Source organism: Hamadaea sp. NPDC051192 (assembly GCF_040682475.1).
Classification (GTDB): domain Bacteria; phylum Actinomycetota; class Actinomycetes; order Mycobacteriales; family Micromonosporaceae; genus Hamadaea; species Hamadaea flava.
Window position 1 is genome coordinate 22,535 of sequence record NZ_JBFBAZ010000081.1, and the last position, 13,626, is coordinate 36,160.

The 13,626-nt window shown below is 70.6% G+C and carries 14 protein-coding genes; 5 read left to right on the forward strand and 9 right to left on the reverse strand.

Features of this window, described 5'->3' with window-relative positions; translation table 11 throughout:
- Positions 1-13 precede the first annotated feature (13 nt).
- The 6 genes from AB0M47_RS27905 to pseB are packed head-to-tail and all read right to left on the reverse strand — an operon-like array spanning position 14 to position 6,653.
- Entirely contained in the window at positions 14-1,045 is a 1,032-nt protein-coding gene (locus AB0M47_RS27905; RefSeq protein ID WP_363419247.1) for a spore coat protein, read from the reverse strand.
- Positions 1,042-1,785: a glycosyltransferase family protein gene (locus AB0M47_RS27910; RefSeq protein WP_363419248.1), complete on the reverse strand. Its 744-nt coding sequence runs from the start codon at positions 1,783-1,785 to the stop codon at positions 1,042-1,044. Before AB0M47_RS27910 ends, AB0M47_RS27905 begins: the two co-directional genes overlap by 4 nt.
- Entirely contained in the window at positions 1,782-3,566 is a 1,785-nt protein-coding gene (locus AB0M47_RS27915) for a hypothetical protein (RefSeq protein ID WP_363419250.1), read from the reverse strand. Before AB0M47_RS27915 ends, AB0M47_RS27910 begins: the two co-directional genes overlap by 4 nt.
- Positions 3,563-4,462, reverse strand: a complete 900-nt coding sequence (locus AB0M47_RS27920) for a hypothetical protein (protein ID WP_363419252.1) — start codon at positions 4,460-4,462, stop codon at positions 3,563-3,565. Before AB0M47_RS27920 ends, AB0M47_RS27915 begins: the two co-directional genes overlap by 4 nt.
- 37 nt (positions 4,463-4,499) lie before the next feature.
- Positions 4,500-5,624: an aminotransferase class I/II-fold pyridoxal phosphate-dependent enzyme gene (locus AB0M47_RS27925; RefSeq protein ID WP_253756214.1), complete on the reverse strand. Its 1,125-nt coding sequence runs from the start codon at positions 5,622-5,624 to the stop codon at positions 4,500-4,502.
- A gap of 51 nt (positions 5,625-5,675) precedes the next feature.
- Complete coding sequence (gene pseB, locus AB0M47_RS27930; RefSeq protein ID WP_363419264.1) at positions 5,676-6,653, reverse strand: UDP-N-acetylglucosamine 4,6-dehydratase (inverting); 978 nt, start codon at positions 6,651-6,653, stop codon at positions 5,676-5,678.
- 259 nt (positions 6,654-6,912) lie between these two features.
- Here pseB and AB0M47_RS27935 point away from each other — a divergent pair, with 259 nt between their 5' ends.
- Genes AB0M47_RS27935 through AB0M47_RS27955 form a run of 5 tightly spaced genes read left to right on the forward strand, consistent with a single transcriptional unit; the run spans position 6,913 to position 11,569 of the window.
- Entirely contained in the window at positions 6,913-7,152 is a 240-nt protein-coding gene (locus tag AB0M47_RS27935) for an acyl carrier protein (RefSeq protein WP_253763631.1), read from the forward strand.
- The gene (locus tag AB0M47_RS27940; protein WP_363419254.1) at positions 7,136-7,906 is read left to right on the forward strand and encodes an SDR family NAD(P)-dependent oxidoreductase; all 771 of its coding nucleotides are present in this window, start codon (positions 7,136-7,138) and stop codon (positions 7,904-7,906) included. Before AB0M47_RS27935 ends, AB0M47_RS27940 begins: the two co-directional genes overlap by 17 nt.
- A complete protein-coding gene (locus AB0M47_RS27945) occupies positions 7,903-9,291 on the forward strand; it encodes an AMP-binding protein (protein ID WP_363419256.1) in 1,389 nt (462 codons plus the stop codon). The genes AB0M47_RS27940 and AB0M47_RS27945 overlap by 4 nt, the downstream gene beginning before the upstream one ends.
- Positions 9,288-10,340 (forward strand): acyl-protein synthetase, encoded by a 1,053-nt coding sequence (locus AB0M47_RS27950; RefSeq protein WP_363419258.1) that lies wholly within the window; start codon positions 9,288-9,290, stop codon positions 10,338-10,340. Before AB0M47_RS27945 ends, AB0M47_RS27950 begins: the two co-directional genes overlap by 4 nt.
- On the forward strand, positions 10,337-11,569 hold the full coding sequence (locus AB0M47_RS27955) for an acyl-CoA reductase (RefSeq protein WP_363419260.1): 1,233 nt from the start codon (positions 10,337-10,339) through the stop codon (positions 11,567-11,569). The genes AB0M47_RS27950 and AB0M47_RS27955 overlap by 4 nt, the downstream gene beginning before the upstream one ends.
- A gap of 28 nt (positions 11,570-11,597) precedes the next feature.
- On the opposite strand, the gene AB0M47_RS27960 is transcribed toward AB0M47_RS27955, so the two are convergent.
- The 3 genes from AB0M47_RS27960 to AB0M47_RS27970 form a co-directional block, all read right to left on the reverse strand.
- On the reverse strand, positions 11,598-12,392 hold the full coding sequence (locus AB0M47_RS27960; RefSeq protein WP_253756224.1) for an SDR family oxidoreductase: 795 nt from the start codon (positions 12,390-12,392) through the stop codon (positions 11,598-11,600).
- Entirely contained in the window at positions 12,389-13,273 is an 885-nt protein-coding gene (locus tag AB0M47_RS27965; RefSeq protein ID WP_253756226.1) for an aldo/keto reductase, read from the reverse strand. The genes AB0M47_RS27960 and AB0M47_RS27965 overlap by 4 nt, the downstream gene beginning before the upstream one ends.
- Before the next feature lie 8 nt (positions 13,274-13,281).
- On the reverse strand, positions 13,282-13,626 hold a 345-nt coding region (locus AB0M47_RS27970; protein WP_363419262.1), incomplete at its 5' end, for an SAF domain-containing protein.

The following is a 13,626-nucleotide window of genomic DNA, read 5'->3' on the forward strand; positions in this document are numbered from 1 at the left end:
CCGAGATGGAGGATCAGAGAAGGGCGAGGAAGGCGTCTGCGACTCGCTCGCGGCCCCGCCCGTCCACCACGGACATCGCCCGCGTGGACAGCTCTGTGCGTACCCGTGGGGTGGAAAGAAGATCGCGGAGCGTGACCACCGCGGCATCGGCGGCGGACGACGCGGGATCGGCGAGGTCGGCGAGCAGCCCGATGCCGGCGGTGAGCCCACGGGCCATGACCCGCTCGTAGCCGAGCCATTGGTTGTCGACGACCCAGACCATCGCGGCCGCCGCGCCCAGGCACAACAGCTCCCAGGTGGACGTGCCGGACGCGCTGACCACGACGTCGGCGGCGGCGATGTGCTCCGGCAGCCGGTCGGTCGGGTCGATGATCCGCAGCTCCTGGCCTGGACCGGGGGTCAGCTGCGCCAGTTCCTTGCGGAGCTGTTCCGAGCCCGCGACCACGGTCGCGTCGACCGGGACACCGGTCGCGAGCACGAGCCGGATGACGACCGGCGCGGCCCCGAACGCGTCCGTGCCGCCGAAGAACGCCAACAGCTTCGGGCGGCCCTCGTGGGCGGACTTGGGCTGCTCCGGACGCAGCCGGCGCACGGAGTCGCGCAACAGCACGTAGTCCAGCCCCGCGAGGCGCGGCACGCTGGTCGGCACGTCGGCCAGCTCCGCGTCGAGGTTCTGGTCCAGGAAGAGGTCCGGCTCCTGCCCCCGGGTGTCACCGTCCACAATCGCCAGGACTGGTACGCCGAAAGCCCGGACGGCGCCCGCACAGCTCGGATCGAGCGTGTACGAGTCCACGACGAGCCCGCTCAACTGGAGGTCCCGTACGGCCGCGACCAGGTCGGCCGGGGTGTCCGGGCCGGGCAGCAGCGGCAGGTCGCGTTCGCGCAGCTCCCGTTCGGCCCAGCCGACTCCGCCGACGTCGCCCAGGAAGACGACGCCGACGCCCCGCGAGGTGAGTTCCTCGGCCAGCGCGATGCCCCGGACCAGGTGGCCGACGCCCGTCGTGGGGCCGGCGTCGCACCGGATCCCGATCCGGATGCCGCTCACCCCTGGTTCAGGGTCTTCTGCTCGACGTGCGAGTTGATCTGGGCGATCTCCGGGTTGGCGGCCAGCCACTCGACCATCTTCTGCAGCGAGACGCTGGTGTCGCCGAAGTGCGCCACCGCCTCCTCGACCAGTCGCCAGTCGTCCTCGGTGTCCACCGTGAGCCGCAGGTTGGACCGATCCGGCGGCAGCGTCAGGCCCATCACCCGGAACTGGTCCGGGTTGGAGTACGCGTACGACGTGACGTGGATGCGGTGGAAGCCCTCGGCGATGTCGCTGATCTGGCGCAACGTGGCGGCGTCGATGATCTCGACGTCCATCCCGAGCGGCAGCATCCGCTTGATCGACGTGCTCAGGTAGTCCAGCCCCGGCACGCTGCGGAACACCCGGCAGGCCAGCGCCACGATCTCGGGGTCGATGAGCGGGTTGTCGGCGGAGAACCGCATGACCGCGTCGGCCGGGTGCTCGTCGAGCGCGCCGATGAACCGGGACAGCACGTCGTCGACCGGACCCCGGTACGCCGCGACGCCCAGCCGCTCACACTCGGCGACGATCTCGTCGTCGATGTCCTCGACGGTGGTCGCGACGACCACCTCGTCCAGCGCGCCGCTCTCGTGGGCGGCCCGGACGACCCGGCCGAGCACCGTCCGGCCGGCCAGCGTCTTGAGGACCTTGCTGGGCAGCCGGGTGGAACCCATCCGCGCCTGAATGATGCCGACGACGCTGATGCGACCTGCGCTCACCCTTCCTCCTGCTCCTCGCCGTTCCGGCGGAGTACTCGCTTGGCCACCTGAATGGTCTTGCGGGCCAGCGCGAGGCCGAGCTTACCCATGCGGGCGGTGAAGGTTCCGCTCAGGAGCTCGACTCGGCTCTCCGCCTTGCGAAGGGCCTTCTCCCGGCCGAGAAGCAGTTTCTCGTTCCAGGCGTTGGTGGCCTTCTCGTGCGCGAGCTCCGCTCGCAGCCTATCCACTGCCGCCTGCAGATCTTGGATGTTCTGCGATCCTGGCGCGGTGCTGCCCTGGTCCAGCCCGGCCAGCCGGCCCCGCAGCTCGGCGATCTCGGCGTCGGACAGGCCGAGTTCGGCGCCGGTCAGCTTGGCGTGCAGCTCGACGGCCTGCCGGAGCACCACGTCGCCGCCCCAGTCGTAGCCGGCGAGTCCGCCCAGCACGCGGGTCAGTTCGTCGACGCTGTCGAGCTGCGGCCACGGGTGCGAATACCCGCCGCCGACCAGGACAGTCGCGAAGTACCGCAGCGATCGAGCCACCGCGACCTCGACCGAGGCGCGCAGTTCCGTCGACCAGCTCGGGTCCCAGCGGACGAACGTGTCGTCCACGACCAGCAGATCGCTGGGCAGGATGAGCAGGTCCGCACCGGTGAGCCTGCCCTCGGCGTCGGCGCGGCTCGCCGCCCACGTCGCGAGCTGGGCCAGCGCCATCTGCAGCCCGGGGACGTCGCGGTGCATGCCGAGCACGATGAGGTGGTCCAGCAACGGGATGCCGGCCGGGACCGGGCCGTCCAGCGCCTGCGGATCACGGATCAAGCCGTTGCGGCTGACCAGGGCCCGCGGGCCGAGCACCCGGCGGTTCCAGCCGTCCAGCGCCATCAGCTCGTAGCGGATCGGCCACGGCGCCGCGCGCTCGTCGCTGACCAGCGCCCGCGGCGTGAGCGTCTGCTGCCCCTCGCGAGTGGCGACGACCAGCCAGGCCGCGGCGAGCGCGGTGCCGGCCTCGGCCCGCATCGCGCCCGACGCCAGCGGACGCGGGTCCATCAGGCTCGGCCGGTCGGCGTACGCCTGGTCGAACGCGGTCGCGACGACGGCCTGCAGGTGCACCTTGAGCTGGGGATCGGTGGCCAGATCGAGCGGGACCAGGGCGGTCGGCCGCTGCGGATCCGGGAAGACCAGCAACGGCGTCGACGTCTCCAGGCCGAAGCCGGTGACCGCCGCCGCCAGTTCCCGTGCCGAGGCGGGCCGGGTGGCGTCGAAGCTGTCCGACGGCGTCCAGTCGGCGTCCGTACGCTCACCACGCGGCGGGACCAGCGAGGTCAGCCGATGGATGCCGAGCAGGTTCTCGTGCACCAGGGCCAGCGTCCCACCGGGGCCGACCAGGCCGGCGACCAGCGCCGCGCGCTCCTGCCAGCTCAGGTGCGGCCCGTCGGCCGACGTGAGGCGCTCGACGCCGCCGCCCACCAGGACCAGGTCGAACGGCTCCGCCGGGTCGACCTTCGTCAGGTCGCCGCAGAGGACCTCGACGCCGGGGTGCGCCTTCGCCGCCTTGGCCGCGTCGGGGTAGCTCCGCATCAGGCAGGTGACCTGCATCTTCTCGGCCTCCAGCACCGAGAGGATGGCGTCGTCGTGCAAGCCGGCCACGAAGGCCCGGCCGCCGGGGCGGACCAGTTCGGTCAGCAACTCGGCCAGCACCGCACCGCCGGCGGGCGTACGCTGCTGGCCCGGTTCGTCGTCGGACCAGACCAGCATCTCGCTGCCGATCAATCGCAGATTGGCCGGCACGCTTGCCACCGTCACGCCACTACTCCTGCCATGGGGGATTCCGTTGCCGTCGCTCGCTCGGCTTCGTCGAGGGAGTTGCGGAAGGTCACATGCTCGTCGGACCAGCCGAAGAGCCGGCGGACCGCCTCCGGCGGAAGCAGCCGGTCGGCGCCCAGCTCGGCCCGAGCCGTCTGCTGCGCCGCCGCCAGGTCCAGTTTCGCCCCGTGCATCTCCGGCCACAGCCGGCGTTGGCGGGCCACCCCGCCGAAAGTCGGATCCTCGTTCGCCAGCGTCATCGTGTCGCCGTAGACGGCGGGCTCGCACCCGGCCAGCGTCCCGTAGAAGACCGCGCTGCTGAGCCGGTTGGACGCGACCCGCTTGTGCCGCCGGATCTCGGCGAGCTGACGGTCCAGGAAGAACCGGTCGGTGTTACGCCACCAGAAACCGCGGTAACCGTGGGTCACGATCCGGAAGCCCGCGTTCTCGTAGATCCGGCGGACCCGGCGCATGCGGTACTCGTTCCAGTACAGGCAGATCGTGACCGGCCCGTCCTCGACCTCGCGGATCTGCTTGATCAGTCGCTTGTGGTCACCGTGGACGTGCTGGCCCTCCCACCCGTGGAACGGGTAGTAGATGGTGCCCTCACGCTCCGGCTGGTCGGCCGGCTCCGGCTGCATCGCGAGCAGATAGGACCAGGGCGCGCCCACGACGACCACGTTGCGGTACCCCAGCGACCAGGACCGGCGGCGCTGCTTCTCCGACCAGACGTACAACTGGGACCCGGCGACATACGGCGTACCAGGGGCGAGGCCGTCACCGATGTTCCAGCCGTGCTGCAGGTAACCCTGGATCCGGGGGGCGGGGTCGAGATCGATTCCGCAGTATCTGGCCATCACATCCGCATGGCCGTAATAGACGTTTGCGTGGTGCATGATCAAAAACTTCCGGTAGTTACGCTCGGATGGGGGATCAGCCGAGGATCGTACGGAGAGCTTCTACCACCCTATCCTGATCGTTTTCTGTCAACGTCGGGAAGAGCGGCAGCGACAACTCCTCGGCGTAGAACTTCTCCGCGTTGGGGCACATCCCGCGCTGGTAGCCCAATTCGGCGTACGCCGGGTGCCAGTAGACGGGGATGTAATTGACCTGCACCAGGATCCCGGCCGCCCGCAGCTTGTCGTAGACCTCACGGCGACGGCCGTCGAGCACGCGCACCGGATACAGGTGGTACGCCGGGTCGACCCAGTCGCGTTCGACCGGCAGCCGCAGGCCCGGCACGTCGGCGAGCAGCTCGTTGTACCGGGCACGCAACGCCGTCCGGCGGGCCTTGAAGGCGCCGAGCCGGGTCAGCTGAGCCCGGCCGAGCGCGCAGAGCACGTCGGGCAGCCGGTAGTTGACGCCGAACTCCTGGACCTCGTAGTACCAGCCGCCGTCGTTCGGATTCGCGTACTCCGCCTCCTCGCGGATCATCCCGATGCCCTTGAACCGGCGCGCCCGCTTCATCAGCTCCGGATCGGCCGCCGCGACCCCGCCGCCCTCGGCGGTGGTGAGGTTCTTGGTCGGGAAGAAGGAGAAGGTCGTCAGGTCGGCCAGCGAGCCGACGAACCGGCCCTTGTAGGTGCCGCCGATCGCGTGCGCGGCGTCGGCCAGCACCAGCGCGCCCACCTCGTCGGCGACCTTGCGCAGCTCGTCGTACTCGGCCGGGTGACCGGCGTAGTCGACGGCGGCGATGACCTTCGTCCGCTCGGTCGTCAGCGCGGCGGCCGCGGCCGGGTCGAGGTTCGCCGTGTCCTCCTCGACATCGGCGAAGAGGATCTTGGCTCCCAGGATCGTCGCGCACGAGGCGGTCGCGACGAACGTCATCGGGGTGGTGACCACCTCGTCGCCCGGCTTGATCCCGGCGGCGGCGTACGCCACGTGCAGCGCGGCGGTGCCGTTGCTGACGACGGTGACCGGTACGCCCCCGGTCCACTCGGCGAGATCCCGCTCGAAGGCGTCGACCTGAGGGCCGGTCGTGAGCCAGTCACTACGCAGCGTAGCGGTGACGGCCTCGATATCGACGTCCTCAATGGTCTGCCTACCGTACGGGAGCATCGCGCCTCCTTGGCTTCGAGCTGCGGAGTTTGCTTCGAGCTTCGGACCGGGTCAGGCCTGGATGCCGAGGATGTCCCGCAGCTGGTCGACGGACAACCACATGTCGTTGTTGTCCGAGCGGTAGTTGAAGTCCTCGGCGACCGGCTCGGCGTCGGTCGGGGGGATGTAGCCCCACTCGGCGATCGTGGGCTGGACGACGTAGCGGTCGGTGAGGCGTACCGTGCGGTGCGCGTCGTCGATCGCGATCATCTCCTCGTGCAGCTTCTCGCCGGGGCGGATGCCGATCTCGTGCGTCGCGCTGCCCGGGGCGACGGCCTCGACGAGGTCGCCGATGCGCATGCTCGGAATCCGCGGCACGTAGAGCTCGCCGCCGTTCATCAGGTCGAACGAGTCGACGACGAACTGGACGGCCTGCTCGAGGGTGATCCAGAACCGGGTCATCCGCTTGTCGGTGATCGGCAGGCTCTCGCCTTCGGCGGCGAGCTTGCGGAACAGCGGGACGACCGAGCCCCGGCTGCCCATCACGTTGCCGTAGCGGACCACGGAGAACCGGGTCGGGAAAGCGGCCGCGTAGTGGTTGGCCGAGACGAAGAGCTTGTCGGCGACGAGCTTGGTCGCGCCGTAGAGGTTGATCGGGCTCGAGGCCTTGTCGGTCGAGAGCGCGACGACCTTCTGCACGCCGTTGTCGATCGCGGCCTCGATGACGTTCTGCGAACCGGCGACGTTGGTCCGGACGAACTCGAACGGGTTGTACTCGGCCGTGTCGACCTGCTTGAGCGCGGCCGCGTGCACGACATAGTCAACCTTGTGCATCGCCCGGGTCAGCCGGTCGCGGTCCCGGACGTCGCCGATGAACCAGCGCAGGCGCTCGTCGTTGCCGAACATCTGGCGGACCTCGTACTGCTTCAACTCGTCCCGGGACAGGATCACCAGGCGAGCTGGGTCGAGGTTGTCCAGCGCGTAGCGCAGGAATGCCTTGCCGAACGAACCCGTCCCACCGGTGATAAGAATGGACGAACCCTGCAGCACGCTCACATTACGCTCCTTGCCGTCTGCACTCACTCAAGCCGCATTATCCGAGGTCAACCCGGATCGGTCCACCGAAGGCGGCCGTTGGCTCGCGCGCGGCGTGTTCAGCCCCGCTGCGGCCCGTGCCAACATACACGGCGTACCCCCTGGTCGCGGAAACAGCGTCCGGGCGGGGCGAGAACCATGCTGGGCTAGACTCGCCGGGCATCGTCGCCGCTTCTGGCGGGCGCTGCTGCGACTTCCTGGAGGGACGTAAGTGATCGAGATCGACCGGCTGCGCAAGGTCTTCCGCTCCTCGCTCGAGCTGCCCGAAGACTACGACGTCGACGGCCTGGAGTACCGCGGGATCGAGAAGTGGGACTCGTTGGCCCACATGTCCCTCGTCGCCGCGATCGAGGACGAGTTCGACGTCATGATCGACACCGACGACGTGATCGACATGAGCTCCTTCGGCAAGGCCCGCGAGATCCTGGGCAAGCACGGTGTCGAGTTCGCCTGAGATTCACTCGCCGGACAAGGGCGCCCGAGTGGCGCTCGTCACCGGCGGGTCGCGCGGCATCGGCCGGGCCGTGGCCGAGCGGCTGGCCGCCGACGGGTACGCCGTGGCGGTCCACGCGAGCACCCTCGCGAACGCTCAGCCGGTCGCGGACGAGCTGGCCGGCAAGTACGCCGTCCCGACGCTGGCGGTCGCAGCCGACGTGAGCGACCCGGCGGCGGTGAAGGCGGCCGTGCGGTCGGTCTTCGAGCAGTTCCGGCGGCTGGACGCACTGGTCGTCGGGGCCGGTACGCACGAGGCGGGCATGCTCGGCATGCAGTCCGACGCCAGTACGCAGCGGCTCTTCGACGTCAACGCGGTCGGCGCCGCGCATACGCTGCAACACGCGGCCCGGTTGCTGCGCCGCGGTGACACCCCGGCCGTCGTCCTCATCGCCTCGGTCATGGGCCGGGTCGGCGGGGCCGGTCAGGCCGTCTACTCGGCGACCAAGGCGGCCGTCATCGGGCTGACCCTGGCCGCCGCCAAGGAACTCGGGCCGGCCGGCATCCGGGTCAACGCGGTCGCACCCGGTTTCATCGAGACCGACATGCTCAGCACCCTCGACGAGGCGGGCCGGGCCGAGGTCGTCGCGGCCACCCCGCTGCACCGGCTGGGTCGTCCACAGGACGTGGCCGACGCGGTCGCTTTCCTGCTCTCCCCGCAGGCCTCGTTCGTCACCGGACAGGTCCTCGGCGTCGACGGAGGCGTACTTCGATGATCAGCTTGGTCGGGCCGGGCGCCCGGCTGGTCGACGCCGCCTCCGGCGACGTCCTGGCCGGCGAGGAACTGGCGGACCGGGTCGCGGCGGCGGCCGAGCAGGCGGCGGCCTGGCCCGGGGTGCTCTTCGCGCACTTCCCGGCCACCGTCGACGCCATCGTCGGCTACCTGGGCGCACTCCAGGCCGGTCGGCCGATCTGCCTGCTCGACCCCGATCTGCACGCCGATCTCCGGGACCGCCTGGTGGCCCGGTTCGAGCCCGGCGCGATCACGAACGGCAAGGGCGACCTGCCGCCCGGCTATCACGCCGACGGCGACGTCTGGCTGCGGGACGAGCCGTCGGCCGTCACCCCGCACGCCGACCTGGCGCTTCTGCTGACCACCTCGGGCTCGACGGGCGACCCCAAGCTCGTCCGCCTCACGCCGACCGCGGTGCAGGCCAACGCCCACGCGATCGCCGAGGCGCTCGGCATCGACGGCGGCGAGGTCGCGATCACCAGCCTGCCGCTGTTCTACTCGTACGGGATGTCGGTGCTGAACTCGCACCTGATCAGCGGCGCGACGGTGGTGGTGTCGCCGCGGACGTTCCTGGAGCGCGAGTTCTGGAACGACGTCAACGCGTACGGCGTGACCAGCCTCGCCGCCGTCCCCTATCAGTACGAGATGCTCAAGCGGCTGCGCTTCGACCCGGCCAAGTACGCCACGCTGCGTACGCTGACGCAGGCGGGCGGGCGGCTGAAGGCCGAGCTGATCGTCGACTTCCACGGGCGCATGTCGGCTGTCGGCGGCCGGATGTTCGTCATGTACGGGCAGACCGAGGCCGGTCCCCGGATGACGACGCTGCCTTCGGCGTACCTGCCGGCGAAGGTCGGCTCGGTCGGACCGGCGCTGCCCGGCACGACTCTGTCCATCCGGGTCGACGACGGCAGCGAGACCACCGACCCCGATGTCGAGGGTGAGGTCATCTTCCGCGGCCCCAATGTCATGCTCGGGTACGCCACCACCGCGGCCGACTTCGGGACCGGCGACGAGCTGGGCGGCCGGTTGTCGACCGAGGATCTCGGGAAGCTGGACGCCGACGGTCACCTGTGGATCACCGGGCGGCTCAAGCGGATGGGCAAGATCTTCGGCATCCGGGTCAACCTGGACGACGTGGAACGGCTGCTCGTCGACACCCCGCCGGTCGCGGCGATCCCCGGCGACGACCGGCTGACCGTCTTCGTCGAGTCCGACGAGGAGCAGTGGCCGGCGAAGATCAAGGCCCGGCTGGCCGAGGCGCTGGGCATCCACTCCAGCGGCTTCGAGGTGCGCAGCATCACCGCTCTGCCACTGCTGGCCAACGGTAAGGTCGATTATCGGAAGCTGGCGGAGGAGGGCGACGCGTGAGCGAGGAAGTCTTCACGCTGAAGCAGCCGGAGAAGGATGACCGGCTGCTGGAGCAGTTGAGCGCGCTGACGCGGCATCACCGCGAGAACAGCCCGGAGTACGACCGGATCCTGCGGGCCAGCGGCCAGGCGCGGGATTCGTATGCCAGCGTCTACGACCTGCCGTGGCTGCCGGTGCGGATGTTCAAGAACCACCAGCTCAAGAGCATCCCTGAGGACCAGGTCGTCAAGGTCCTCACCTCCAGCGGCACCACCGGTGACGTGAGCCGGATCTACCTCGACCGCGAGGCGGCCGCCGCGCAGACTCGGATGCTGTCCCGGACGTTGCAGACCGTGCTCGGCCCGAAGCGGCTGCCCATGCTCATCGTCGACAGCCGGGGCGTGGTGGCCGACCGGCGCAGCTTCAGCGCCCGGGGCGCGGGCATGCTCGGCCTGATGAACTTCGGCCGCGACCACGTGTGGGTGCTCGACGAGAAGGGCGAACCCGACGTCGAGGTGCTCAAGCAGTTCCTCGCCAAGAACGGCGACCAGCCGTTCCTCATCTTCGGCTTCACCTTCATGGTGTGGCTCTACCTCTATGAGGCCGCCCGGGAGGCCGGGCTGGACCTGTCCAACGGCATCCTGATCCACTCCGGCGGCTGGAAGAAGCTGATCGACCGGGCCGTGGACAACGCGGAGTTCCGCCGCCGGCTCGCCGCGGACGTCGGCCTCACCAAGGTGCACAACTTCTACGGCATGGTCGAGCAGATCGGCACCGTCTACCTCGAGGGGCCGGACGGCGGCGGGCTCTACTGCCCCGACTTCGCCGACGTGATCATCCGCGACCCGGAGACCTGGGAGGTCGCCCCGGTCGGCACCCCCGGCCTGATCGAGGTCACCAGTACGCTGCCCACGTCGTACCCGGGACACGTGCTGCTGACCGAGGACCTCGGGGTGGTGCACGGCGTGGACGACGGCGCCTGGCCGGGCAAGCGGTTCAGCGTCCTGGGCCGGCTCCCCCGGGCCGAGGCCCGCGGTTGCAGCGACACGTTCACCGGAGGCGACCGATGAAGATCGACGTACGCTTCCCGGCCGGCCCCCAGGCCACCGTGGATGACGTCATCGCCGGGGTGACCGCCGAGCCCGAGGGCGGCCGGCTGGTGCCGGGCGATCCCCGGGTCGTCGACTTCCTGACCGCGCTGGCCCGGCGGCTGCTGGCGCCGTCGATCGCGCGGCGGCATCCGGAGCTGGGCTCGCTCGGCTTCTTCCTGCGGAAGACGGAGATCCGCAAGACGCTGGAGCATCTGCGCCGCGAGGGCGACGACGCGCTGGTCTTCCCGCGCGGCCTGGTCTTCCACGTGCCTCCGGCCAATGTGGACACGATCTTCGTCTACTCCTGGGCGCTGTCGGCGCTGGCCGGCAACCCCAACGTCATCCGGATCTCGTCCCGGGCGGCGGGCGCGGCGCTGACCATCCTGGAGACGCTGAACGAGTGCCTCGCCGAGGCGCACGCGGCCATCGGTCAGACCCAGCGCATGATCACCTACGGTCACCAGGACGAGGTCACCGCGGCGCTGAGCGCCGCCTGCGATCTCCGCGTCATCTGGGGCGGCGACCGCACCGTCCGCGACATCCGGCGGCACCCGCTCGCGCCGCACGCGCGGGACGTCACGTTCCCCGACCGTTCCTCGTACGCCGCGATCTCCCTCGCGGGCTGGCAGGCCACCGACGCCGACGGGCGTAAGCGGGCCGCCGAGGGACTCGTCAACGACGTCTACTGGTTCGACCAGGCGGCCTGCTCCTCCCCGATGGCGATCTTCCTCGTCGGCGACGCCGACCAGGCGCCGGCGGTGAAGGAAGAGCTGCTGGGCCTGGTCGCGAAGGGCGCTCGGGCGCAAGGGTTCGCCGTCGACGCCGCGATGGCGGTGGAGAAGCGGGTCTCGACGTACGGCCTGGCCGCCGAGGGACGCGCGGTCGCGCTCGACCTCGCCGACAACACGGTCACCGGCGTGACGCTGGTCGGCCCGGAGGCCGTGCCGCACGACTGGCTGGGCGCGGGCGTCTTCCCGTTCACCACGGTCGCCTCGCTCGCCGAGATCGCCCCGCAGATCACGCGCAAGGACCAGACCTTCAGCCACTTCGGCTTCACCCGCGAGGAGCTGCTGGACTTCGCGCACCTGCTCGGCGGACGCGGCGTGGACCGGATCGTGCCGTTCGGCCAGGCGCTCAACTTCGCCGGGGTATGGGACGGCTATGACCTCATCCGGGAGTTCAGCCGGCTCGTCACCGTCACCGCCTGACGCGCGGGTGTCACCAGGCGGTCCAGTGTTACCAGGCGGTCCAGCCGCCGTCGACCACGACGTTCGCGCCGGTCGTGTAGCTGGACCGCGGTGACGCCAGGAACAGCAGCGCGGTGGCGATCTCCTCGGGCGATCCGACCCGCCCCAACGGGGAGTGTTCGCCGAGCGCCTTGAGGAACTCCGGGTCGCCCCCGCCGGGAAATGCCCCTGGCGTGATGGCGTTTACGCGTACCCCTTGGGGAGCAAGCTCGACCGCCGCGTAGCGGGTCAGTTGCAGCAAGCCGGCTTTGACCGCGCCGTAGTAGGGCGGGTTGACCTGCTCGGGGCTCGCGTAGAGCGAGGGACGCGGGCTGACCAGGCCGTACATCGACGACACGGTGATGACGGCGGGCGACGAGTCGGCAGCCGCGCGGACCAGCAGGTCGCGGGTGGCCGCGAGCAGCCGCTGGAACGCGGCGAGCGCGAGGTCGGCGGCCTGGGCGAAGTCTTCCGTGCGAGCGGTGGCCAGCGTCCCGCCGCGCCCGACATGCGCGTTGTGCACCAGAACGTCGACCCGGCCGGGGCCGACGCTCAGCGCGACCCCGAGCGCCTGCACGTCGTCCGGATCGGTGACGTCGCAGCGGGCCGCCACCGCCGAGAGCCCGTCGGCCAGCAGCTCGGCCGCCAGCTCGTCCAATCTCGACGAATCGCGGCCGACCAGCCAGACCTGCGCGCCCGCGGTGGCGAGCGTGCGGGCCATGACCCGGCCGAGCCGCCCGGTCGCGCCGGTCACCACCGCGATCTTGCCGGTCAGGCCGAACAGCGCCTCGGGCGTCAGGTTCATCGCGCGCTCCCCCACGTGCTCGGGTCCAGCAGCTGCGCGGGCGCCTCCGGCAGCCGGTCCAGCAACATCTCGCGCTCGGCCGCCGCGAGTCCCGGCCGGCTCGCGAGCCGCACGTTCTCGCCGAGCTGGTCCAGCGTCTCGGCCCCGATCACGACCGAGGTCACCCACGGGAGCCCCAACGTGTACGCGACGCAGAGGCCGGCCCGGTTGGAAAAGTCCAGGTCCGCAGCGACCTCGTCGAGGATCGCGACCGCGGCGTCCCGGTGGGGATCGGGCACGTGCGGCCACCGTACGCCGCTCCCGGCGGTCAGCAGTCCTTGCAGGTAGACGCTGCGTACGGTGACGACCACGTCGCCGGAGAGCGCGTCGGCGACCTCGGGCGTGAGCCAGCGGCGATCCAGCACGTTGCACGGCAGCTGGACGTAGCCGAGGTCGGGCAGCTTCGCCACGTCGAGCAGCTCGGCCGGATTCTGCACGGAGACGCCGATCCGGTCGGCCTGCCCGGCGTCCTTCACCTTCCGCAGCCCGTCCCAGGCGTGCGGGACGTCGGCCGCCCGGTGCAGCAGGAAGGTGGCGCGTTCCAGGTTCAACGTCGTCAGACTGGTGGCCGCGCTCGCCTCGACGTCCGGTTCGCCGGGCGCGATCTTCGTGATCACCGCGGGCTTGTCGGGTGCCGCGCCGATGCGCGCTTCGCTCTCGCCGTACGCCCGCGCGGTGTCCACATGGGTCACCCCGAGCTCCGCCGCGCGCCGGAGCAGGGCGTCGACGGCCGGTTGCCCGAGATCCCCGGTCGTGTTGGCGATCCCGTACGCCATGCCGAGTTGGGCCGCGCCGAGGACCAGGGCGGACTGTCGATAGCCGCCCTGGTCGCGTACGGGCAACGGAGTGCTCAGATCAGTTCCCAGCTCAGCGGGGTGCCCTTGGCGGCGTCGCGGGTGAAGGTGCGGCCGAGGACCTTGTCGATCTCGATCGGGGGCAGGCCGTTGGCGGGCCGGATCGAGCGGACGTTGGCCGGGGTGACCGGGTCGCCGGCTTTGACGTCTTCGACGACGTAGAGGGAGCGGCGGAAGCGCAGGCCTTCCTTCTCCGACTCGGTCGGGCCGATGTGCGTGGAGCCCAGGGCGAGCCAGGCGCGTTCGGATTCGTCGACCAGGGCGCGCATCTCGGCCGGGGTCATCGAGAACGCCGAGTCGACGCCGCCGTCTTCGCGGGCCAGGGTGATGTGCTTTTCGAT

Coding starts and splice junctions, on each gene's coding strand:
- AB0M47_RS27920 (WP_363419252.1), bottom strand. CDS start 4,462: ATGCACCACGCAAACGTCTATTACGGCCATGCGGATGTGATGGCCAGA.
- AB0M47_RS27925 (WP_253756214.1), bottom strand. CDS start 5,624: ATGCTCCCGTACGGTAGGCAGACCATTGAGGACGTCGATATCGAGGCC.
- AB0M47_RS27945 (WP_363419256.1), top strand. CDS start 7,903: ATGATCAGCTTGGTCGGGCCGGGCGCCCGGCTGGTCGACGCCGCCTCC.
- AB0M47_RS27955 (WP_363419260.1), top strand. CDS start 10,337: ATGAAGATCGACGTACGCTTCCCGGCCGGCCCCCAGGCCACCGTGGAT.
- AB0M47_RS27960 (WP_253756224.1), bottom strand. CDS start 12,392: ATGAACCTGACGCCCGAGGCGCTGTTCGGCCTGACCGGCAAGATCGCG.